This window comes from Pseudomonas sp. MM227 (assembly GCF_947090715.1).
Classification (GTDB): Bacteria; Pseudomonadota; Gammaproteobacteria; order Pseudomonadales; family Pseudomonadaceae; genus Aquipseudomonas; species Aquipseudomonas baltica.
Map to the genome: position 1 here is coordinate 1,625,314 of NZ_OX352319.1, position 21,183 is coordinate 1,646,496.

Here is a 21,183-nt window from a genome sequence, read left to right on the forward strand (position 1 = left end):
GGCTCTGCCCGCGAAGGGCGCGCTGCCGGTCAAATCCCCTGGGGCAGCTCTTCGCCGCCCAGCGCCTCGAACAGCACAGGCAGGAATTCACCGAAGGTCAGCATCATCAAGGTAAAGCTGGCATCCAGCTGCCCCAGCGCTTCCTCGCCACCGTCCTGCTCGGCTTGATCCTGCAGCAATTCCTCGAACTTCAAACGCTTGACCACCATCTTGTCATCCAGCACGAATGACAACTTGTCCTGCCACGCCAGCGACAACTGGGTAACCTGCTTGCCAGTGCTCAGGTGCAATTGGATCTCGTCGCTGGTCAAATCCTGGCGCTTGCAACGCACGATACCGCCATCTTCATGGGTGTCGCGCAGCTCGCACTCGTCCAGAACATGGAAGTCATCGGCCGCTTTCTGCGTCTTCACCCACTCGGTCATGGTCGCGGTCGGCGCCACCTTCACGGTCAGCGGGCGCACCGGCAACGAGCCGATCACTTCACGCAGGGTCGACAGCAGATCTTCGGCGCGTTTCGGGCTGGCCGAGTTGACCAGGATCAAGCCTTGCTTGGGCGCAATGGCGGCGAAGGTCGACGAGCGACGAATGAACGCGCGCGGCAGGAAGGCCTGGATGATCTCGTCCTTGATCTGGTCGCGTTCCTTCTTGTAGACCTTGCGCATCTGCTCGGCCTCGATCTCCTCGACCTTCTCCTTGACCGCGTCACGCACGACGCTGCCCGGCAGGATGCGCTCTTCCTTGCGTGCGGCGATCAGCATGAAATCCTGGCTGACATGCACGAACGGGGCGTCTTCGCCTTTGCCGAACGGCGCCACGAAACCATAGGTGGTCAGTTCCTGGCTGGCACATGGGCGTGCCGGTTTAGTCGCCAGTGCGGTTTCCAAAGCCTCGGCGTCGAAGGGGATATCCTGGGTAAGACGGTAGACAAGCAGGTTTTTGAACCACATGGGGTGAAGCACTCCTCAACATTAGGCAGGCATTATTCTCCGTGTGCGAAGCCGACGCCATCCCTGTGCTAAGTGTTTGGAAGGCCTCGAAAATTTTTTTGAAAAAGTGCTTGCCAGAGTTTGGGTCGCTCCGTAGAATGCGCGCCACACCGAGAGACAAAGGGTGATTAGCTCAGCCGGGAGAGCATCTGCCTTACAAGCAGAGGGTCGGCGGTTCGATCCCGTCATCACCCACCAATCTCTCTCAGTGTTACGCGCAGCGGTAGTTCAGTCGGTTAGAATACCGGCCTGTCACGCCGGGGGTCGCGGGTTCGAGTCCCGTCCGCTGCGCCATTAATTCCGCCTCAGAGCCCTTGAACTCTCTGAAGCAAAAAAAAGCGACCTTCGGGTCGCTTTTTTTTGTCCAGAATTCCTGCCCGCAGGCAGCCCGTGGGATCAATGTGTGGGAGCGGGCCGCGAAATTTGTGGGAGCGGGCTCTGCCCGCGAAGCAGGCGCTGCCGTGTGTCAGGGGTAGCACAGCTCCCACAGGGTTTACCACGCTGGCTGCTTCATTCGCCGCGGATGTACTGCTGCAGCTGCTCGATCAGGCTGGCTTGTTCGGCGATGGCTTCCTTGACCAGGTCACCGATGGATAGCAGCCCCAGCAGTTGGCCGTTGTCGACCACCGGCAGGTGGCGCAGACGACCCTCGGTCATCAATGCCATGCAATGATCGATGTTCTGTTGGGGAGTCACGGTGATCACATGGGCGCTCATGATCTCGCTGACCGGCGTGCCAATCGACGAGCGCCCCAGCAGCACCATCTTGCGTGCATAGTCGCGCTCGCTGACGATACCCACCACGCGCCCCTCGACCACCACCGGCAGGGCGCCGACATTCATCTGCGCCATGAGCTTGAGGGCATCGAACACCGTCTGTTGCGGCTCGATGGTGTGCACCTGCTGGTTGTGCTGGACTTTACTCTTCAACAGTTCCGCGACGGTTTTCATGGGCTATGGCTCCAGGGAAAGGCGAGTGCAGCTAAAGCGCCCTCGTGTGCCGTGGCGCCATGTCAATTAGTCCACGTTCCGCATCGCCCGCTGCATCCCCAAAGCGAACACCACATGCCCAACTGCGTTATGCGGCTGCCGCGTTCAGCCCGCCGGGGCGGCCTGGCACTGTCGGCAGACATGCTTGCCATTGCGATTGGCCCAGCCCAGCTCGGCAATGCGCGCCTGCGCTGCAGGTTTTTGCGCCTTGGTGCCGAGCTTGGCGTCCACCGCAAACTCGAAGTCGAGGACCTTGCCGCAGCTGTCGCAATTGACTTTCCACTGATGGATCGCCAGTTCGCCGAACACCGGACCGGTGGCCACGGCCACCCACTGGCCAGGCGGGTTGATCAGATGACGGACCTTCTCCACCACCAGGCGCATCGAAAGATCCTTGCTGCCCTTGAGGGTGACCAGCAGGGTGTCGGTGTTGTGGATGGAGCCGCCGTTGCCGGTGACCTGGTAACGGCCGGGCATGAGCGCGCGGCACTCGATCAAGGTGTGCTGCGGGTTGAGCAGACTGAAGCGGAAATCGTGTTCGACCATGGGTCCTCCAAATAGACGCGACATGCTAGCACGCCGGCCACGGCGGGGCCTCAGGCCATCGCGCGGGCCTGTTCCTCGAGGCGAGTGATGGCGTCGTCCAGTTCATCCAGCGCCGCCAAGGCTGCCGGATCGTTCTGCTTGAGCAGGGTTTCGCTGCGCAGGCAGGCCGCACGCAGTTGCGGCACGCCGCAGTAGCGTGTGGCGCCGTGCAGGCGATGCACCCGCTCGATCATGGCATTCTGATCGGCATTGATTCGCGCCAGTTGAATGGCTTCGCGGTCGGCCTGCAGTGACGCCAGCAGCATCGCCAGCATGTCGGCGGCCAGATCGGCCTTGCCTGCCGCCAGGCGCAGGCCTTCGGCGGCATCGAGCACCTGCAGGGTATTGCTTTCCAGCGGCAGGTCCGCGGTCTTGTCCAGGGACTGCGCGCTGAGCGCCAGCCCGGTCCATTTCAGCACCACCTGGGCCAGCTGGCGTTCGCTGATGGGCTTGGTCAGGTAGTCGTCCATGCCGCTCTGCAGCAAGGCCCTCTTTTCATTGGCCATCGCATGGGCAGTCAGCGCCACGATGGGCAGGGCGGCACCGGTCTGGGCACTTTCCCACAGCCGGATGCGCTCGGTGGTTTCGCGGCCGTCCATCTCCGGCATCTGCACGTCCATCAGCACCAGGTCGAGCCCGCCTTCCTGTACGGCCTTGATCGCTGCCGCACCGTTGTCCACCGCTCGCACCTCGGCGCCGAGGTCTTCGAGCAGGGTCTGCACCAGCAGCAGGTTGGCCGGATTGTCGTCCACGCACAGCACGCGCGGTGCGCGCTCGCCGCTGCCCTCGGGGCTTTCGTAGCGCAATTGCTTGGGGTTGATCAGGTCCGCCAGCGCTCGGCGCAGTCGGCGTGTGCAACTGGGCTTGGCCTGCAGCTGACGATCCGCATTGGGCACTGCGGCATGGAACAGCGCTTGCTCGGTAGTCGGGCACAGCACCAGCACCTGGCAGCCGCTCTGCTCGATCTCGCGAATCTGCACGCCCAGGCGTTCCGGCGATATCTCATGGGCGGTGATGCCCAGCACGGCCAGGTCGAGCGGCTGGCCTGCCTGCCGCGCAGCGTGGGTGGCCAGTACCAGCTTGTCCAGCGACTTGAAGTCGGTGACGTCCAGGCCACAGTCTTCGAGCTGATGCTGCAGGGCCTGCCGCGCCAGTTCATGGCCATCGACGATCGCGATGCGACGGCCGAGCAGGGGCGCCGACGGCAGGTCCTCGGCATCGTCGCGGGCCTTGGGCAGATTGAGGCTGATCCAGAATTCCGAGCCCTCGCCGGGCGTGCTGTCGACCCCGATCTCGCCGCCCATCTGCTCGACCAGACGCTTGGAAATCACCAGCCCCAGGCCCGTGCCGCCGGGCTGCCGCGACAGCGAGTTGTCGGCCTGGCTGAAGGCCTGGAACAGCGCCCGCACATCCTGGCCGGACAGGCCGATACCGGTGTCCTGGACACTGATGCGCAGTTGCACGCTGTCTTCGTTCTCGTCCTCCATCATGGCGCGGGCGACGATGGTGCCCTCGCGGGTGAACTTGATGGCGTTGCTGACCAGGTTGGTCAGGATCTGCTTGAGCCGCAGCGGGTCGCCGATCAGCGACAGCGGAGTATCGCGGTAGACCAGGCTGACCAGTTCGAGCTGCTTGGCATGGGCGGCGGGTGCGAGGATGGTCAGCGTGTCCTGCAGCAGGTCGCGCAGATTGAAGGGAATATTGTCGAGTACCAGCTTGCCCGCCTCGATCTTCGAGAAGTCCAGAATTTCATTGATGATGCCCAGCAGGCTGTCTGCGGATTTCTCGATGGTGCCCAGGTAATCCAGCTGGCGCGGGGTGAGCTCGCTTTTCTGCAGCAGATGAGTGAAACCCAGTATGCCGTTGAGTGGGGTTCTGATTTCGTGACTCATGTTGGCGAGGAATTCGGATTTGATCCGGCTCGCTTCCAACGCTTCCTTGCGCGCCAGGTCCAGTTCGATGTTCTGGATCTCGATGGTTTCCAGGTTCTGCCGGACGTCTTCGGTGGCCTGGTCGATGCTGTGCTGCAGTTCTTCCTGGGCATCCTGCAGGGTTTCGGCCATGCGATTGATGCCGGCGGCCAGGGCGTCCATTTCATGGCTGCCCATGGCCGGTACGCGACTTTCCAGATTGCCGTCCTTGATCTGCGTGACGGTGTCCTTGATCTGCCGAATCGGCGCACTGATGCTGCGACTCATGTGCGCCGCGAGCAGCGCGGTGATGCTCAGCCCGGTGAGGATCAGCAGCAGGCTGGCGAACAGGCTGCGGTAGCCGCGCAGCAAGGTGCCGTCATGGGACAGTTCCAGTTCGACCCAGCCCAGCAGGTGATCGACTTCGCCGGGCACCTCGTCACTGGCCAGGTCGCGATGGCGGCCGAACACGGGCATCAGATAGCGCGTGGCGTCGAAGCCGCTGCGCTGCAGCGAGTGCGTGCTGTTGCCGATCGGCACCGCGTTGAGCATCATCGGCCCGGCATGGGCGAGCAGGGTCCTGTCCGCTCCCAGGAAGGTCACCGAGCGCACGTCGGTCAGCTCCAGGGATTGCGCGGCGATGCGCTCCAGGCGCTCGCGGTCCTTGGCCGCCAGTGCCGGTGCGGCCAGCGGCGCGAGCTGTTCGGAAATCATGTCGCCGCGCTGCAGCAACTGCCGCTGCAGGTCGGATTGCTGCATCCAGGTGAAATAACCCCCCAGGATCAGCGCCATGCAGGTGGCCGGAATGAGCGCGAGCAACAGCACGCGGGTTTTGATACCGAGTTTCTTCAACACGCCGCAGGCGCCTTTCTGACTGAGCAATGCTGGGAAAATACAGCGGGGCGTGCCGATGCGCCAGTCGCGCGCGCCGCGGCGTTGGGCCAATGGCATGTGCAAGGTCGCCAGGGGCTGAACCAGAACGACCAAAGGTGATGGAAGGGCATTGGACTTGCGCGTGTGAAGGTGCCGCACCGGTTGCTTATGCTTTCGCGCTATAAGGTGCGCACTTTGCGTGATATGGGTAGGCGCCGTTTGCCGGTATGATAGGCTACCCCCGCAGTCTGGATTGCGAATACGCCATGACCCCGCAGTACCTAACCATCGCCGACTGCGTCGGCAACACGCCGCTGGTGCGCCTGCAGCGCCTGGCCGGCGAGACCAGCAACACCTTGCTGCTCAAGCTGGAAGGCAACAACCCGGCCGGTTCCGTGAAGGACCGCCCGGCGCTGTCGATGATCAGCCGCGCCGAAAGCCGCGGGCAGATCCAGCCCGGCGACACCCTGATCGAAGCGACCTCCGGCAATACCGGTATCGCCCTGGCCATGGCGGCGGCGATCAAGGGCTACAAGATGATCCTGATCATGCCCGACAACTCGACAGCCGAGCGCAAGGCGGCCATGACCGCCTATGGCGCCGAGCTGATCCTGGTCACCCGCGAGCAGGGCATGGAAGGCGCGCGCGACCTGGCCGAGCGCATGCAGCGCGAAGGGCGCGGCAAGGTCCTCGACCAGTTCGCCAATGGCGACAACCCCGAGGCGCACTATCGCAGCACCGGCCCCGAGATCTGGCAGCAGACGGCCGGTACCATTACCCATTTCGTCAGTTCCATGGGCACCACCGGCACCATCATGGGCACCTCTCGTTTTCTCAAGGAGCAGAACCCCGCGGTGCAGATCGTTGGCCTGCAACCCATGGAGGGGGCTGCCATTCCCGGCATCCGCCGCTGGCCGGAAGAATACCTGCCGCGCATCTACGAGGCCGATCGGGTCGATCGGATCATCGACATGGCCCAGCACGAAGCCGAAGAAACCACCCGTCGGCTGGCGCGCGAAGAAGGCATCTTCTGCGGCGTGTCGTCCGGCGGCGCGGTGGCAGGCATGCTGCGCCTGTCGCGCGAAGTGAGCAATGCGGTCATCGTCGCGATCATCTGCGACCGCGGCGACCGCTACCTGTCCAGCGGCATCTTCGACGCGCCCAACTGATGGCCAGAACCAAACCGGGCCTGCGCTTCCAGCCGACAGGCGGCACCCGTGCGCCACAGGTACCGACCGGCAAGAAACAGCGCCTGCCGATCGAGCGCCTGGCCAACGACGGCCGCGGCATTGCCTTCTTCGAAGGCCGGACCTGGTTCGTCAGTGGCGCCCTGGCCGGCGAGCAGGTCGAGGCGCGGGTGCTCAATGCCCACGGCAAGATCGTCGAAGCGCGCTGCGAGCGCGTGCTCGTGGCCAGCGAGCTGCGCCGCCCGGCGCCGTGTCCGCATTTCGGCACCTGCGGTGGCTGCAGCCTCCAGCACCTGCCGCACGACCGGCAGTTGGCGCTCAAGCAAGGTCTGCTGGCCGAGCAGTTGTCGCGCGTGGCCGGGGTCGCGCCCGAGCAATGGGCAGCACCGTTGAGCGGGCCTGAGCTGGGCTATCGCCGACGCGCCCGGCTGGCAGTGCGCTGGGATCCCAAGGCGCGTCATCTGGCCGTGGGCTTTCGCGCTGCAGCCAGCCAGGACATCGTCGACATCAGCCAGTGCCAGGTGCTGGTGCCGGCGTTGCAGCCGGTCATCGAGCAGTTGCCACAGCTGCTGCGCAGCTTCGTCAAACCCCAGTCGCTGGGCCACGTCGAGCTGTACGCGGGTACCGCACTGGCCTTGCTGCTTCGTCATACCGCCGCGCTGGCCGATACTGACCTGGCGGCGCTGCAGGCCTTCTGCACGGACCTGGGCCTGCAGTTGTGGCTGCACGGCGAAGGCGAGCCGGCACCGCTGGTCGCAGGCGCAACGCTGGGGTTCGCCCTGGCCCCCTGGGGACTCGAGCTGGCGTACCGACCCGGTGACTTCGTCCAGGTCAACGCGGCCGTCAACGATGCCATGATCGCCCAGGCGCTGGACTGGCTGGCACCCGAACCCCACGAGCGAGTCCTGGATCTGTTCTGCGGGCTCGGCAACTTCGCCTTGCCCCTGGCCCAGCGCGCGCGCGAAGTGGTGGCGGTCGAAGGCGTGGCGGCCATGGTGCAGCGTGCTGCCGACAATGCCGCTGGCAACAATTTGCATAACACTGGTTTTTACCAGAGCGACCTGTCGCAGCCTCTGGACGCCGCCGAGTGGGTGGGTGAAGGTTTTTCTGCGGTACTCTTGGATCCACCTCGCGACGGTGCTTTCGAGGTGGTGCGCACGATCCGCGCACTGGGTGCGCAACGTCTGGTGTATGTCTCCTGTAACCCGGCAACTTTGGCCCGCGATACGGTCGAATTGTTGAGGCAAGGCTACAGGCTAAAACGAGCCGGGATCCTCGACATGTTTCCGCAAACTGCGCATGTCGAGGCCATGGCGTTATTCGAAGCGGGCCAGGATGGCCCGTCCAATCCGACTGGCGCGCGAAACGCCTGACCATTGCCGGCCCAGCATTGGTCATAGCCAGCGACTGTTGATGCGCTTCGGCGTGTTGTAGGGAAAGGTAAGCAAGATGGTACAGGTGAGAGCACGCCAGCCGATCAACACCGACGGCAGTATCAATCTCGATGCATGGCTGGATCATATCGTCAGCGTGGATCTGGTGCTGGATCGCGAGGCCCTGAAGCAGGCCTGCGAATTCGCCCAGGCCGCCGAACTGGTCGGCAACCCGGCCCAGCATTCCTGGGCCGACGGCACGTCGTGTTTCCAGGCGGGGCTGGAGATCGCCGAGATTCTCGCCGACCTCAAGCTAGACCAGGATTCGCTCATGGCCGCGGTCATCTACCGCGCGGTCCGCGAGGGCAAGGCGAGCCTGGAAGAGGTCGGCCGGCGCTTCGGCAGCACCGTGTCCAAGCTCATCGACGGCGTGCTGCGCATGGCGGCCATCAGCGCCAGCCTCAGCCCGCGCCAGTCCATGGTGCTGGGCTCGCAGGTACAGGTCGAGAACCTGCGCAAGATGCTCGTGGCCATGGTCGACGATGTCCGCGTGGCGCTGATCAAGCTGGCCGAGCGTACCTGCGCGATCCGCGCGGTGAAGAGCGCCGACGACGAAAAGCGCAACCGCGTGGCCCGCGAGGTGTTCGACATCTATGCACCGCTGGCGCATCGACTGGGCATCGGCCACATCAAATGGGAACTCGAGGACCTGTCGTTCCGCTACCTGGAGCCCGACCAATACAAACAGATTGCCAAGCTGCTGCACGAACGCCGCCTGGATCGCGAGCGTTTCATCACCGAGGTGATGAGCCAGCTGCACAACGAACTGCTCGACACCGGGGTCAAGGCCGACATCAGCGGGCGGGCAAAACACATCTATTCCATCTGGCGCAAGATGCAGCGCAAGGGCCTGGAGTTCAGCCAGATCTACGACGTGCGCGCGGTTCGCGTGCTGGTTCCGGAAATGCGCGATTGCTATACCGCGCTGGGCATCGTGCACACCCTCTGGCGGCACATCCCCAAGGAGTTCGACGACTACATCGCCAACCCCAAGGAGAACGGCTACCGGTCGCTGCACACTGCGGTGATCGGCCCCGAGGGCAAGGTGCTTGAAGTGCAGATTCGCACCCACGCCATGCACGAAGAGGCGGAGCTGGGTGTTTGCGCGCACTGGCGCTACAAGGGCACCGACGTCAAGTCCGGGTCCAATCAATACGAAGAAAAGATCTCCTGGCTGCGCCAGGTGCTGGAATGGCACGAGGAGCTGGGCGACATCGGTGGCCTCGCCGACCAGTTGCGGGTCGACATCGAACCCGATCGAGTCTATGTGTTCACCCCCGACGGCCACGCCATCGACCTGCCCAAGGGCGCTACGCCCCTGGACTTCGCCTACCGCGTGCACACCGAGATCGGTCACAACTGCCGCGGCGCCAAGATCAACGGCCGCATCGTCCCGCTCAACTACAGCCTGAACACCGGCGAGCAGGTCGAGATCATCACCAGCAAGCACGGCACGCCCAGCCGTGACTGGCTCAACTCCAACCTTGGCTACGTCACCACGTCCCGCGCACGGGCGAAGATCGTCCACTGGTTCAAGTTGCAGGCCCGCGACCAGAACGTCGCCGCCGGCAAGTCGCTGCTCGAGCGCGAGCTCAGTCGCCTGGGCCTGCCTCAGGTCGACTTCGACCAGTTGGCCGAAAAGGCCAACCACAAGGGCGCCGAGGACATGTTCGCCGCCCTCGGCGCGGGCGACCTGCGCCTGGCGCATCTGGTCAATTCGGCGCAGCAACTGGTCGAACCCGAGCGCGGCAACGAGCCGATGGAGCTGGTCACCCGCAAGGCCACCGGTTACAAGCCTGGCAAGCGCGGCGATATCCAGATCCAGGGCGTCGGCAATCTGATGACGCAGATGGCCGGCTGCTGCCAGCCGCTGCCGGGCGATGCCATCGTCGGCTACATCACCCAGGGCCGCGGCGTGAGCATCCACCGCCAGGACTGCGCATCGGTGCTGCAACTGGGCGGGCGCGAGCCGGAGCGGATCATTCAGGTCAGCTGGGGCCCGGTGCCGGTGCTGACCTATCCGGTCGATATCATCATCCGTGCCTACGACCGTTCGGGCCTGCTGCGCGACGTTTCGCAGATCCTGCTCAACGAGCGGATCAACGTGTTGGCGGTCAATACCCGCTCGAACAAGGAAGACAACACCGCCTTGATGTCGCTGACCATCGAGATCCCCGGCCTCGACGCCCTCGGACGCCTGCTCGGACGCATCTCGCAGTTGCCGAACATCATCGAGACACGCCGTAACCGGACGCCGTGAACCGGCGGATCCCGACACCTTTGCAAAGAGCCCGAGCATGTACACACTGCAAGACCTGCTCAACCTCATGGCCCGGCTGCGTGATCCGCAGCACGGTTGCCCGTGGGATGTGAAGCAAACCTACGCCAGCATCGTGCCGTTCACCCTGGAAGAAGCCTATGAGGTGGCCGACGCCATCGAACGCGAGGACTTCGAGCACCTCCAGGGCGAGCTTGGCGACCTGCTGTTCCAAGTGGTCTATTACAGCCAGCTGGCGCGCGAGGAAGGCCGTTTCGAGTTCGATGGCGTGGTCGATGGCATCACCCGCAAGCTGATTCGCCGCCACCCCCACGTGTTCCCCACCGGCGAGCTCTACGCGGCCCTGGACACGCCGCAGCTGGACGAGCAACAGGTCAAGCAGCGCTGGGAAGAAATCAAAGCCCAGGAGCGTGCCGAGAAGGGCGGGGCGGGCGAGCAGCTGTCGCTGCTTGACGACGTGCCCGCAGCGCTGCCGGCGTTGTCGCGTGCTGCCAAGTTGCAGAAGCGTGCCGCGGTTGTCGGTTTTGACTGGCCGGGACCGCTGCCGGTGCTCGACAAGGTCCGGGAAGAACTCGACGAGGTACTGGAGGCCATGGCCGCCGACGATGCGCCAGCGGTGGCCGAAGAAATCGGCGACCTGTTGTTCAGCGTGGTCAATCTGGCCCGCCACCTCAAGGTCGACCCGGAAAATGCCCTGCGCGGCGCCAACGTCAAGTTCGACAGGCGATTCCGCTTCATCGAGCAGGCATTGCGCGACACCCATACCAACATCCAAGATTGCACCCTGGAAGACATGGACGCCCTGTGGGGCGAGGCCAAACGTCAGGAACAGAATCTGCCCAGCTGTGGCTGAGCCGTTTTATAAGTGAGCAGAACACCATGAGCCTTTCCCTCCGCGACCAATTGTTGAAAGCTGGACTGGTCAACCAGAAGCAGGTCAAGCAAGTCAGCAAGGACAAGCAGAAGCAGAAGCGTCTGGAGAACAAGGGCCAGGTCGAGGTGGACGACACGCAGCAGCGTATTGCCCAGCAAGCCATGGCCGAGAAGGCGCGCCGCGACCAGGAGCTCAATCGCCAGCAGCAGGACAAGGTCGAGGAGAAGGCCCGTGCCGCGCAGGTCAAGCAGTTGATCGAGGCGACCCGACTGCCCAAGCTCACCACCGAGGACTACTACAACTTCGTCGACGACAAGAAGGTCAAGCGCCTGTCGGTCAACAACCTCATGCGCAGCAAGCTGAGCAACGGTTCGCTGGCGATCGTGCAGCATGGCGGAGGCTATGAGGTGATCCCGCGCGAGGCCGCGCTCAAGGTCCAGGAGCGCGCGCCGCAGCGCATCGTCATGCTCAATGTGGCCACCGAAGAAGTCGAGTCGGCAGAAGATCCATACGCCGCCTACAAGATTCCGGACGACCTGATGTGGTAACGGCCTGAAACGACAAACCCCGCCTGAGCGGGGTTTTTCTTGCGCGGCGAACGGTCAATTCGAAGCGCGTTGGCTTTCGAGTGTTTCCAGTTCGTTCTTGTAGCTGTGGGCATCGTTCTCGTTGTGGAACATCCCTACCAACAGGTCCTGCTGATAGACATCCCAGATCTGGATGCCTGCCGCCACGCCTTCGTGGGACATATGGGCTTCGTCGCGTTCGGTCACTTTTACAGTCATGGGAAAGCTCCTTTCTCGAATATCTGCAACCTGGCGTGTGCAGGTCTTTGTTATAGAGTTGGGTAGCTTGCTAAGTAAACAGACGAATCCTGCAACAGTTTTTTACCGAAACAGCAGCAATCGGCAAACGCCCGTAGGGCGTGCGCTGCGGCGGATTGTCGCAGCGGGTTCAGTGCTGTGAAACAAATTTCATCCAACAAAAAACCCATCCGAAGATGGGTTTTTTTTTATCGCTGCACGGGATCAGCGAAGGGTAGTGCTCTGTGGCGTGGTGTCGGCATCACGGCCTTCGGCAACGCCCAGGTCGTCTTCCGGACGGCCGTCGACGATGGCGCGGCCACCGGAAGCCAGCTCGGTCTGCAGGACTTTCTCGTCCAGCTCGCCTACCCACTTGGCAACCACCAGCGTGGCAACCGCGTTACCGACCAGGTTGGTCAGTGCGCGTGCTTCGGACATGAAGCGGTCGATACCCAGGATCAGTGCAAGGCCTGCGACCGGCAGTTGGCCAACGGCCGACAGAGTAGCGGCCAGCACGATGAAGCCCGAACCGGTGACACCGGCAGCGCCCTTGGAGGACAGCAGCAGTACCAGCAGCAGGGTGATCTGGTGAGTCAGGTCCATGGTGGTGTCGGTCGCCTGGGCGATGAACACGGCGGCCATGGTCAGGTAGATCGAGGTGCCGTCCAGGTTGAACGAGTAGCCAGTCGGAATGACCAGGCCTACTACCGACTTCTTCGCACCCAGGCGTTCCATCTTGATCAGCATGCGAGGCAGTGCCGATTCCGAGGAAGAAGTGCCGAGAACGATCAGCAGTTCTTCACGGATGTAACGGATCACCTTGACCACGCTGAAGCCGTGGGCGCGGCAGATGGCGCCCAGCACCAGCAGCACGAACAGTACGCAGGTGACGTAGAAGCAGATCATCAGCTGGCCCAGCTGCACCAGCGAACCGACACCGTAGGCGCCGATGGTGAAGGCCATGGCACCGAACGCACCCAGCGGCGCCAGCTTCATAATCATGTTGATGATGTTGAACATGGCGTGGGCGAAGCGATCGATCAGGTCCAGCAACGGCTTGCCGTAGGCACCCAGGCGATGCAGGGCGAAACCGAAGATCACCGAGAACATCAATACCTGAAGGATATCGCCGTTGGCGAAGGCGCCGACGATGGTGTTCGGGATCACGTTGAGGATGAAGCCGACGATGCTCTGGTCAGCGCCTGCCGAAACGTAGCTGGCGATCTTGCTGGCGTCCAGGGTCGATACGTCGACGTGCATGCCGGCACCGGGCTGGACCACGTTGACCACGACCAGGCCGATGATCAGCGCCAGGGTCGAGACGACTTCGAAGTACAGCAGGGCGTAGCCACCGGTCTTGCCGACCGACTTCATGCTCTGCATGCCGGCGATGCCGCTGACCACGGTGCAGAAGATGATGGGGGCAATGACCATCTTGATCAGCTTGATGAAGCCGTCGCCGAAAGGCTTGAGCTTGACCGCGAACTGAGGGTAGAAGTGGCCGATCAGAATACCGATGATGATCGCGACGATCACCTGGAAATACAGCGATTTGTACAGCGGCTGACGAGTCGTCATTTTGCAAGTTCCTCAAGTGTATCGCCTGGCACCCGTTCCGGAGTGTTCGCGACACCTAAAGCACGAACCCTCCTGTCTGGAGGGATTTGTTGTGGGCGAGTTGCACGGTGGCAAACCTCTGCGGAATGTATTGCAGGTGCCGTGCCATAGTTGCGTACTGATGGCACAACACGGGTGGCTGCGGCCTGGGCAGGCGTATGGTTGTCGTCACATAGCTGTACAAGTGGCGGGAATCCGCCCTGTGCGCCTCCCCGCGCCGAAACCGTGGCGGATATCCGCCCACGAAAAAGGGCCCCGCAGGGCCCTTGTCGTTACCGCAAGGCAGCCACTCAGCTGCCCTTTACCGATTTGCCGTCCACCGTGCCGTCCTGCAGCATGATGTTGTACTCCTTGCCGTCGGTCTCGACCTGCTGCAGGCGCACCAGCAGGTAGTCCCAATCCTTGGCGAACCAGAGCACGGTGATGCGCTTGCTTTGGGTGGGATCGCGCACGCGCTCGACCTTGATCGCGTCGACCTGGCCCGCCTTGGTCTCGACCTTCTCGGTACCCAGCACGCGGAAGTCGTAGGTGTCGATCTCGTCGCCATCGACCACTTGGTAGCTCATGCTCTTCTTGCCTGCGGCAACGTCGTGCTGCAGAGCCAGCTGATAGGTGGATTTGTCCAGGACGCCGGTGTTGAGGGGCAGGTTGATCGGGTCGCCACGGTCGGTACCGGTGACCTTCTTGGCCGCCCAGTCGAAGTCGAGGTTGACCTTGCGGGCCTTGCCCAGCCCGCCACGTTCGAAATTGTAGGTCTCGGGCAGCATGGCTTCCTTGTCGACACGCAGGGTGCTGACTTCACTCAGGCTGGCGATCATCATCGAGGCCTTGAATGCCAGCGTCCAATCGCCATTGGCGCCTTTGCTCAGGCTGCGCTCGGCAGTGCCGCTCATGGGCAGCTGTTTCCAGTCGGCCGTGTAGCTGGCGGAAAAGGGCTTGAGCTCTGCGGCGTGAAGCGGAAGGGCCAGCAGGGCAACGGCGAAGAGCAGGGCGCGACGCATATAAACTCCTAGAGTCGAATCAAATGGCCACAAGCCGGTAACGGCTGGCCATCGAGCAGTGCACCCTGTTCGCCCAGGCGCACACGGCCTTCGGCGAACCAGCGCACTGCCAGCGGGTAGATCTGGTGTTCCTGGGCATGCACCCGTTGCGCCAGGGTGTCTGGCGTGTCGGTCGACTGTACCGGAATCACTGCCTGTACGACCAGTGGCCCGCCATCGAGTTCCTCGGTGACGAAGTGCACACTGCAGCCATGCTCCCGGTCCCCGGCCTCGAGCGCGCGACGGTGGGTATGCAGACCCTTGTAACGCGGCAGCAGGGAGGGATGGATGTTGAGCAGACGGCCCTGGTAGTGGCGCACGAAAGACGGGCTGAGGATGCGCATGAAGCCGGCGAGGACCACCAGGTGGGGTTGGTACCGGTCGACGAGGTCGATCAGGGCAGCATCGAAGGCTTCGCGGTCGGCGAACCCCTGATGCTCCAGTACGCGTGCCTCGATGCCTGCATCGCGTGCGCGCTGCAGGCCAAGGGCATCGGCCCGGTTGGAAACCACCGCGGCGATGCGGGCGGGGTTGCCTGCCTGCAGGCTGTCGAGCAAGGCCTGCAGGTTGCTGCCAGTGCCCGACAGCAGCACCACGACGTTACAGGTCGAAGGCATCAGTGAGCCTTGAGGTTCTTCAGTTCGACCTGTGCGGCACCTTCAGCGGCCTGGGCGATTTCACCGATGACCCAAGGTTGCTCGCCGGCGGCGCGCAGGGACGCCAGCGTTTTCTCGACATCGGCCTGGGCCACGCAGATGACCATGCCGACGCCGCAGTTCAGCACCCGGTGCATCTCGTGCTCATCGACGTTGCCCTGCTGCTGCAGCCAGTCGAACACCGCAGGACGCTGCCAGCTGGCGACGTCGACCACGGCCTGGGCACCCTTGGGCAGGACCCGCGGGATATTGTCGAGCAGCCCGCCGCCGGTGATGTGCGCCATGGCCTTGACGGCTCCGGTGTCCTTGATCAGTTGCAGCAGGGGTTTGACGTAGATGCGCGTGGGTGCCATCAGCAGGTCGGTCAACGGCTTGCCGTCGAGCTCGACGGTCTCGATGTCGGCACCGGCGACTTCGATGATCTTGCGCACCAGCGAATAGCCGTTGGAGTGAGGGCCCGAAGACGGCAGGGCGATCAACGCGTCGCCGTTGGCGACCTTGCTGCCGTCGATGATCTCGGCCTTCTCGACCACACCCACGCAGAAGCCGGCCAGGTCGTAGTCTTCGCCTTCGTACATGCCCGGCATCTCGGCCGTCTCGCCGCCTACCAGAGAGCAGCCGGCCAGTTCGCAGCCGGCGCCGATGCCGGTGACCACGGTGGCGGCGGTGTCGACGTTGAGCTTGCCGGTGGCGTAGTAGTCGAGGAAGAACAGCGGCTCGGCGCCACACACCACCAGGTCGTTGACGCACATGGCAACCAGGTCGATGCCGATGCTTTCATGGCGATTGAGGTTCAGTGCCAGGCGCAGCTTGGTGCCCACACCGTCGGTGCCCGACACCAGCACGGGCTGCTTGTAGCCGGCCGGGATTTCGCACAAGGCACCAAAACCGCCCAGGCCGCCCATGACCTCGGGGCGCGCGGTACGCTTGGCGACGCCTTTGATGCGTTCGACCAATGCTTCACCGGCGTCGATGTCTACACCGGCGTCCTTGTAGCTCACGGAGGGTTTATTGCTCATGATCCAGGCCTTTAAAGGAGGGAGTCGGGGGAGTCGACCGTCGTCGATCCACGAAGGCGCGCGATTTTATCAGGCTTGTCCGAACGTCACCAGCGCGGTTCGACGGTTGTGCCGTTGCCGGCCTGCGCCCGCCCGCAGCCAAGGCGCGCGCGGGCATGCTACATTGGGCGCCGAGATTGACCACTGAGCTTTTTGCCGATTGTACGGTCACAGCCTCAATCCGCTATTACCGTCGGGAAACGTCCATGCGTCTGCGCCACTACCTGCTAGCCACCTGCATCACCCTGTCGAGCGTGTCGCTGCACGCCGAAACCATCAGCAACCTGTATCAGGTGCGCGAGCCCGTGGCCAGCCAGACGCCCGAAGAGCGTACCCAGGCCACCCAGCGTGCGCTGGAAACCCTGGTGCTGCGCCTGACCGGCGATGCCAAGGCGTTTGCCAGCCCAGGCCTGGCCAGCGTGCGCAAGGATCCACAGCAGATCATCAGCCAGTACGGCTACGATGCAGGCCCGCCCGAGTCGCTGCAGGTCGATTTCGACATGGCCAGCACCGACGCCGCCTTGCGCTCGGCGGGTCTGCCGACCTGGGGCAGCAATCGGCCTTCGATCCTGGGCTGGTGGTTGAGCGACAGCGTCGAGGGCAGCAGCCTGGTCGGTGACGGCCAATCCGCCGCCGAGCCGCTGCGCCGCGCCGCACAGCATCGCGGTCTGCCATTGCGCCTGCCCCTGGCCGACCTCGGCGAGCAGGGCGTGGGGACTGCACAGAACCTCGAAGCCAGCGACCCGGCGGCGCTGCGTGGCGCGTCCGAGCGCTACGGTGCCGATGGCCTGCTGGCTGTGCATGCGCGCGAGGAGGAAGGCAAATGGTCGGGCACCTGGCGCCTGTGGCTGGGCAACCAGCGCGAACAGGGCAAGGCCGAGGGCGCCGACCAGGCGGCCCTTGCCGATGCCGTGCTGCTGGCCGTCAGTCAGCGCCTGGCCACGCGTTTCGTGGCCAAGCCCGGCGCCAGCAGCGAAATGACCCTGGCAGTCGAAGGCATGAACCTGGAGCGCTACGCGCAGATGGGTCGCCTGCTCGAATCCTACGGTGCGCGCCTGCGCACGGTGGACGGCGACAAGGTCGTCTACCGCGTGACGGGCAGTGCCGAGCAGTTGCGCGCGCAACTGGGCCTGGCCAAGCTGCAGGAGGTGCCGTACCAGGCGCCCGCGGTACCGGTCGATGCCCAGGCGGCTCCCGGCATGCCGGCGCCAGCGCCCCAGCCCGCGCCGGACCTGAGCTTTCGCTGGTAAGCCAGCGACGCCAGTGCGGCGCCGCACTGGCGTCGCACCCAATTCCCGTTTTGTCTCTTCTATATATAGCTGGGCTGTCCGATGACTGATATGCGCCGTTGGTTCTGGCTGGGAGCAGTGCTGCTGCTCTGCGTGTTCTTCTACCTGCTGCATCCGATTCTCTCGCCTTTCCTGGTAGGTATCCTGCTGGCTTATCTGGCGGATCCGCTGGTCGATCGACTGGAGAAATGGAAGCTGTCGCGCACCTGGGGCGTGGTGGTGGTGTTCGCCCTGTTCACGCTGCTGTTGGTGCTGGCGCTGCTGGTGCTCATCCCCATGCTCGCCAAGCAGTTGGTCAGCCTGTACCAGATGGCCCCGCAGATGCTCGACTGGTTGCAGCATTCGGCGCTGCCATGGGTGCAGACCCGGCTGGGCCTGGCCGAAGGATTCTGGAAATTCGACCAGATCAAGGCCGCTATCAGCAGCCATATGGGACAGACCACCGATGTGGTCGGGGTGATCCTGTCCCAGGCCACGGCCTCCGGTCTGGCGTTCATGGCCTGGTTGGCCAACTTCGTGCTGATCCCCGTAGTCGCCTTTTACCTGTTGCGCGACTGGGACCTGATGATGGCGAAAATCCGTGGCCTGCTGCCACGGCAACGGGAAGGGCAGATCGTGCGCCTCGCGGGTGAGTGCCACGAGGTGCTGGGCGCGTTCGTGCGTGGTCAGCTGCTGGTGATGCTGGCCCTGGGTGTCATCTACGCCACCGGATTGATGCTGGTGGGCCTGCAGTTGGGCCTGTTGATCGGCGTCGTCGCCGGGCTTGCGGCCATCGTGCCGTACATGGGCTTCGTCATCGGCATCGGTTCGGCGATCATCGCCGGCCTGTTCCAGTTCGGCCTGGACCCGTTCCACATGATCGCCATCGTCGCCGTATTCATGATCGGCCAGGCGCTGGAGGGCATGGTGCTCACGCCTTTGCTGGTGGGCGATCGCATAGGTCTGCACCCGGTGGCGGTGATCTTCGCCATTCTCGCCGGCGGCGAGCTGTTCGGTTTCACCGGCGTGCTGCTGGCGCTGCCGGTGGCTGCAGTGATCATGGTCCTGGTGCGGCACATGCACGACCTGTACAAGGACTCGAACATCTACGCCGGCTCCGAGGATCCAGACCTGTGAGCGCGGCGGGCCCTGCGGGGCTCGCTGCAGTCAAACTGTAAACCTTTGATTTTCCAAGCAGTGTTGCGCATTGTGCGGCTGCCCGGGCAGGTATAGACTTTGCACACTTCACATTGAGGCCCTTTGCAGCTCGATCCCAGGGCTGTTCAGCCAGCATGAAACCGATTCAGCTGCCCCTAGGTGTGCGTCTGCGGGATGACGCGACCTTCATCAATTACTATCCAGGCGCCAATGCCGCGGCACTCGGCTACGTCGAGCGCCTGTGCGAAGCCGACGCCGGTTGGACCGAAAGCCTCATCTACCTGTGGGGCAAGCACGGGGTAGGGCGCACTCATTTGCTGCACGCAGCCTGCCTGCGTTTCGAGCAACTGGGCGAACCGGCGGTGTACCTGCCGCTGGCCGAACTGCTCGATCGTGGCGTCGGCATCCTCGATGATCTGGCCCAGTACGAGCTGGTATGCCTGGATGACCTGCATGTGGTGGCCGGCAAGCCGGAGTGGGAAGAAGCCCTGTTCCACCTGTTCAACCGCCTTCGCGACAGTGGCCGCCGGCTGCTGATCGCCGCTTCCCACTCGCCCCGCGAACTGCCGGTGAAGCTTGCCGACCTGAAGTCGCGCCTGACCCTCGCCCTGATCTTCCAGATGCGCCCGCTGTCCGACGAGGACAAACTGCGCGCCCTGCAACTGCGTGCATCGCGTCGCGGCCTGCACCTGACCGACGAGGTCGGCCATTTCATTCTCACCCGCGGAACGCGCAGCATGAGTGCACTGTTCGAGCTGCTCGAGCGCCTCGATCAGGCCTCGCTGCAGGCGCAGCGCAAGCTGACCATCCCTTTCCTCAAGGAAACGCTGGGGTGGTAGAAAAGGCAGGTCGATTCAGCCGCTCTATGACCTGTTTCACCGGTGTTCCAATCGGTTCTAAGTGCGCCTCTGCAGCATGCTTATCTGTATAGACGTCCAGTCATGATGGTGGCATTTTGCGATTATCTTTCGGCCAATGAATTCGGGGATTCGGCGTCATTACCGTGCAACGGGGTGCGAGGGGGGCTGCAAAATGGGGCGTTAGATGTCACCGTAATTCTCCTGAGTCACATTTCGTTCGATTGAATTTGCAAATAATCGCGATACAGGTATAGTCGCTTCTCTTTCACTATTCCTCGTCACGGTCGTGCCCATGCTCAATCGCTTAGCACCCCTCGTGCCCATCGCACTGTTGACCCTTCTGGTCGGTTGCGCGGCGCAAGCGCCGGTCTCCCAGCAGCAGGTCCTGGACCCGGTCACCGCCGTCCAGCCGCATCAATCCCCTTCGAAAGCCTCGCTGCTGTTCGAAGAAGAAATTGCCACCGAAGACGAGCTGGCCCAGTTCGACGGCAGCAAGGGCTACAGCTTGCCGATCCTGGCCGACAGCATCCTTGAGCGTGGCAAATCCCTGATCGGTACCCGCTACCGTTTCGGCGGCACCGACAAGGCTTCCGGTTTCGATTGCAGTGGTTTCATCGGCTATCTGTTCCGCGAAGAGGCGGGCATGAACCTGCCGCGCTCGACTCGCGAGATGATCAACGTCAAGGCCCCACTGGTTGCCCGCAACAAGCTCAAGCCCGGTGACCTGCTGTTCTTCAGCACCAACGGCCGTGGTCGTGTCAGCCATGCCGGCATCTACCTGGGCGATGACCAGTTCATCCACTCCAGCAGCCGCCGCAGCGGTGGCGTTCGCGTAGACAGCCTGGGCGACAGCTACTGGAGCAAGACTTTCATCGAGGCCAAGCGGGCCCTGGCCATGGCGCCCACCACGATGATCTCCAGCAAATAACGGATGCAGCGCAACAAAGCGGCGGTGAGGTGAAAATCTCAGCGCCGTTTGTGTTTTCGGGTAATGAATCTAGTCTATTACGGCAGTCGGCTCAGGATGGTTCGGTACATGTCTACCCAGGCACGCGTTTTCGCTTCAATCGCATTGGCTGCCGTGCTTGCCGGCTGCGCCAGTGCGCCTCCGGCCAAGGTAGTCAGGCCCAAGGTCATCAACCCGATCGTCATGAACCCCAACAACGACATGGTCGGCGCCGCCGACGACGTCTTGTTCCGGGCCTTGGGATTGGTGGGCACGCCGTACCGCTGGGGAGGCAATACGCCCGACTCCGGGTTCGACTGCAGCGGCCTGATCAGCTTCGTTTATCGCGACGCCGCCGGCATTGCCCTGCCGCGCTCGACGCGGGAAATGATCGTGATGCGCTCGCCGGATGTCGACCAGTCGCACCTGCAGTCCGGGGATCTGGTGTTCTTTGCCACCAGCGGTGGCTCGCAAGTCAGTCACGCCGGTATCTACGTAGGGGAGGGGCGTTTCGTGCATGCCCCGTCGAGCGGCGGCACGGTCAAGCTCGATTATCTGAACAAGCCCTATTGGCAAAAAGCCTATCTCAACGCCAAGCGGGTGCTGCAACCTGGCCAGTTGGCGCGCAATCCGTGACCCGAACGGGGCGAGTGATCTC

General features: G+C 63.3%; 19 protein-coding genes and 2 tRNA genes. 12 read left to right on the top strand and 9 right to left on the bottom strand.

The window, feature by feature from the left end:
• Positions 1-29: 29 nt before the first annotated feature.
• Positions 30-950, bottom strand: coding sequence for a recombination-associated protein RdgC (gene rdgC / locus ONG87_RS07405; protein WP_185793756.1), 921 nt, complete (start codon positions 948-950; stop codon positions 30-32).
• Between the two features lie 161 nt (positions 951-1,111).
• Between rdgC and ONG87_RS07410 the strand changes: the two genes are divergently transcribed.
• Positions 1,112-1,187: transfer RNA gene (locus ONG87_RS07410), tRNA-Val, on the top strand.
• A gap of 19 nt (positions 1,188-1,206) precedes the next feature.
• Positions 1,207-1,283 (top strand) — tRNA-Asp (locus tag ONG87_RS07415).
• Between the two features lie 216 nt (positions 1,284-1,499).
• Here the strand turns inward: ONG87_RS07415 and ONG87_RS07420 are convergent.
• The 3 genes from ONG87_RS07420 to ONG87_RS07430 all read right to left on the bottom strand — a co-directional run bounded on the left by ONG87_RS07420 (position 1,500) and on the right by ONG87_RS07430 (position 5,329).
• Positions 1,500-1,940 carry a CBS domain-containing protein gene (locus ONG87_RS07420; protein WP_264382542.1) on the bottom strand — a complete coding sequence of 147 codons (441 nt, stop codon included), beginning with the start codon at positions 1,938-1,940 and terminating at the stop codon, positions 1,500-1,502.
• A gap of 144 nt (positions 1,941-2,084) precedes the next feature.
• Positions 2,085-2,525, bottom strand: a complete 441-nt coding sequence (locus tag ONG87_RS07425) for a hypothetical protein (protein WP_264382543.1) — start codon at positions 2,523-2,525, stop codon at positions 2,085-2,087.
• Positions 2,526-2,575: 50 nt separating this feature from the next.
• On the bottom strand, positions 2,576-5,329 hold the full coding sequence (locus ONG87_RS07430) for a response regulator (RefSeq protein WP_122479694.1): 2,754 nt from the start codon (positions 5,327-5,329) through the stop codon (positions 2,576-2,578).
• A 284-nt stretch (positions 5,330-5,613) separates the two neighbouring features.
• On the opposite strand from ONG87_RS07430, the gene cysM reads away from it, so the two are divergent.
• The 5 genes from cysM to ONG87_RS07455 all read left to right on the top strand — a co-directional run bounded on the left by cysM (position 5,614) and on the right by ONG87_RS07455 (position 11,667).
• Positions 5,614-6,516 (top strand): cysteine synthase CysM, encoded by a 903-nt coding sequence (gene cysM / locus ONG87_RS07435; protein ID WP_163007601.1) that lies wholly within the window; start codon positions 5,614-5,616, stop codon positions 6,514-6,516.
• The gene (rlmD, locus tag ONG87_RS07440) at positions 6,516-7,907 is read left to right on the top strand and encodes a 23S rRNA (uracil(1939)-C(5))-methyltransferase RlmD (RefSeq protein ID WP_264382544.1); all 1,392 of its coding nucleotides are present in this window, start codon (positions 6,516-6,518) and stop codon (positions 7,905-7,907) included. The genes cysM and rlmD overlap by 1 nt, the downstream gene beginning before the upstream one ends.
• 76 nt (positions 7,908-7,983) lie before the next feature.
• Positions 7,984-10,227, top strand: coding sequence for a GTP diphosphokinase (relA, locus tag ONG87_RS07445; protein ID WP_122478932.1), 2,244 nt, complete (start codon positions 7,984-7,986; stop codon positions 10,225-10,227).
• A gap of 37 nt (positions 10,228-10,264) precedes the next feature.
• A complete protein-coding gene (gene mazG / locus ONG87_RS07450) occupies positions 10,265-11,098 on the top strand; it encodes a nucleoside triphosphate pyrophosphohydrolase (protein ID WP_122478930.1) in 834 nt (277 codons plus the stop codon).
• 26 nt (positions 11,099-11,124) lie between these two features.
• Positions 11,125-11,667, top strand: coding sequence for a DUF2058 domain-containing protein (locus tag ONG87_RS07455; RefSeq protein WP_122797447.1), 543 nt, complete (start codon positions 11,125-11,127; stop codon positions 11,665-11,667).
• A 54-nt stretch (positions 11,668-11,721) separates the two neighbouring features.
• On the opposite strand, the gene ONG87_RS07460 is transcribed toward ONG87_RS07455, so the two are convergent.
• From ONG87_RS07460 to purM, 5 genes are all read right to left on the bottom strand, one after another.
• Positions 11,722-11,904 (bottom strand): hypothetical protein, encoded by a 183-nt coding sequence (locus ONG87_RS07460; protein ID WP_122478927.1) that lies wholly within the window; start codon positions 11,902-11,904, stop codon positions 11,722-11,724.
• Between the two features lie 243 nt (positions 11,905-12,147).
• Positions 12,148-13,500: a dicarboxylate/amino acid:cation symporter gene (locus ONG87_RS07465; RefSeq protein WP_122478926.1), complete on the bottom strand. Its 1,353-nt coding sequence runs from the start codon at positions 13,498-13,500 to the stop codon at positions 12,148-12,150.
• Positions 13,501-13,829: 329 nt separating this feature from the next.
• Positions 13,830-14,540: a DUF3108 domain-containing protein gene (locus ONG87_RS07470; RefSeq protein WP_122478924.1), complete on the bottom strand. Its 711-nt coding sequence runs from the start codon at positions 14,538-14,540 to the stop codon at positions 13,830-13,832.
• A gap of 8 nt (positions 14,541-14,548) precedes the next feature.
• Positions 14,549-15,196 carry a phosphoribosylglycinamide formyltransferase gene (purN, locus tag ONG87_RS07475; protein WP_122478922.1) on the bottom strand — a complete coding sequence of 216 codons (648 nt, stop codon included), beginning with the start codon at positions 15,194-15,196 and terminating at the stop codon, positions 14,549-14,551.
• On the bottom strand, positions 15,196-16,254 hold the full coding sequence (gene purM, locus ONG87_RS07480) for a phosphoribosylformylglycinamidine cyclo-ligase (RefSeq protein ID WP_122478920.1): 1,059 nt from the start codon (positions 16,252-16,254) through the stop codon (positions 15,196-15,198). Before purM ends, purN begins: the two co-directional genes overlap by 1 nt.
• A gap of 245 nt (positions 16,255-16,499) precedes the next feature.
• Here purM and ONG87_RS07485 point away from each other — a divergent pair, with 245 nt between their 5' ends.
• The 5 genes from ONG87_RS07485 (at position 16,500) to ONG87_RS07505 (ending at position 21,161) form a co-directional block, all read left to right on the top strand.
• Positions 16,500-17,543, top strand: a complete 1,044-nt coding sequence (locus ONG87_RS07485) for a DUF2066 domain-containing protein (RefSeq protein ID WP_264382545.1) — start codon at positions 16,500-16,502, stop codon at positions 17,541-17,543.
• Between the two features lie 81 nt (positions 17,544-17,624).
• Entirely contained in the window at positions 17,625-18,698 is a 1,074-nt protein-coding gene (locus ONG87_RS07490; protein ID WP_122478916.1) for an AI-2E family transporter, read from the top strand.
• Positions 18,699-18,853: 155 nt separating this feature from the next.
• Positions 18,854-19,558 carry a DnaA regulatory inactivator Hda gene (gene hda, locus ONG87_RS07495; protein WP_122478914.1) on the top strand — a complete coding sequence of 235 codons (705 nt, stop codon included), beginning with the start codon at positions 18,854-18,856 and terminating at the stop codon, positions 19,556-19,558.
• 313 nt (positions 19,559-19,871) lie between these two features.
• Positions 19,872-20,507, top strand: a complete 636-nt coding sequence (locus ONG87_RS07500) for a C40 family peptidase (protein WP_122478913.1) — start codon at positions 19,872-19,874, stop codon at positions 20,505-20,507.
• A 108-nt stretch (positions 20,508-20,615) separates the two neighbouring features.
• Positions 20,616-21,161 carry a C40 family peptidase gene (locus tag ONG87_RS07505; protein ID WP_122478911.1) on the top strand — a complete coding sequence of 182 codons (546 nt, stop codon included), beginning with the start codon at positions 20,616-20,618 and terminating at the stop codon, positions 21,159-21,161.
• Positions 21,162-21,183: the final 22 nt, after the last annotated feature.

Excerpts from the sequence above, each read along its gene's own strand:
- ONG87_RS07455 (WP_122797447.1), top strand. The coding sequence starts at position 11,125 with ATGAGCCTTTCCCTCCGCGACCAATTGTTGAAAGCTGGACTGGTCAAC.
- purN (WP_122478922.1), bottom strand. The coding sequence starts at position 15,196 with ATGCCTTCGACCTGTAACGTCGTGGTGCTGCTGTCGGGCACTGGCAGC.
- ONG87_RS07425 (WP_264382543.1), bottom strand. The coding sequence starts at position 2,525 with ATGGTCGAACACGATTTCCGCTTCAGTCTGCTCAACCCGCAGCACACC.
- ONG87_RS07465 (WP_122478926.1), bottom strand. The coding sequence starts at position 13,500 with ATGACGACTCGTCAGCCGCTGTACAAATCGCTGTATTTCCAGGTGATC.
- mazG (WP_122478930.1), top strand. The coding sequence starts at position 10,265 with ATGTACACACTGCAAGACCTGCTCAACCTCATGGCCCGGCTGCGTGAT.
- ONG87_RS07460 (WP_122478927.1), bottom strand. The coding sequence starts at position 11,904 with ATGACTGTAAAAGTGACCGAACGCGACGAAGCCCATATGTCCCACGAA.
- relA (WP_122478932.1), top strand. The coding sequence starts at position 7,984 with ATGGTACAGGTGAGAGCACGCCAGCCGATCAACACCGACGGCAGTATC.
- ONG87_RS07420 (WP_264382542.1), bottom strand. The coding sequence starts at position 1,940 with ATGAAAACCGTCGCGGAACTGTTGAAGAGTAAAGTCCAGCACAACCAG.
- ONG87_RS07485 (WP_264382545.1), top strand. The coding sequence starts at position 16,500 with ATGCGTCTGCGCCACTACCTGCTAGCCACCTGCATCACCCTGTCGAGC.
- ONG87_RS07500 (WP_122478913.1), top strand. The coding sequence starts at position 19,872 with ATGCTCAATCGCTTAGCACCCCTCGTGCCCATCGCACTGTTGACCCTT.
- ONG87_RS07490 (WP_122478916.1), top strand. The coding sequence starts at position 17,625 with ATGACTGATATGCGCCGTTGGTTCTGGCTGGGAGCAGTGCTGCTGCTC.
- rlmD (WP_264382544.1), top strand. The coding sequence starts at position 6,516 with ATGGCCAGAACCAAACCGGGCCTGCGCTTCCAGCCGACAGGCGGCACC.
- purM (WP_122478920.1), bottom strand. The coding sequence starts at position 16,254 with ATGAGCAATAAACCCTCCGTGAGCTACAAGGACGCCGGTGTAGACATC.
- ONG87_RS07505 (WP_122478911.1), top strand. The coding sequence starts at position 20,616 with ATGTCTACCCAGGCACGCGTTTTCGCTTCAATCGCATTGGCTGCCGTG.
- ONG87_RS07470 (WP_122478924.1), bottom strand. The coding sequence starts at position 14,540 with ATGCGTCGCGCCCTGCTCTTCGCCGTTGCCCTGCTGGCCCTTCCGCTT.
- hda (WP_122478914.1), top strand. The coding sequence starts at position 18,854 with ATGAAACCGATTCAGCTGCCCCTAGGTGTGCGTCTGCGGGATGACGCG.
- cysM (WP_163007601.1), top strand. The coding sequence starts at position 5,614 with ATGACCCCGCAGTACCTAACCATCGCCGACTGCGTCGGCAACACGCCG.
- rdgC (WP_185793756.1), bottom strand. The coding sequence starts at position 950 with ATGTGGTTCAAAAACCTGCTTGTCTACCGTCTTACCCAGGATATCCCC.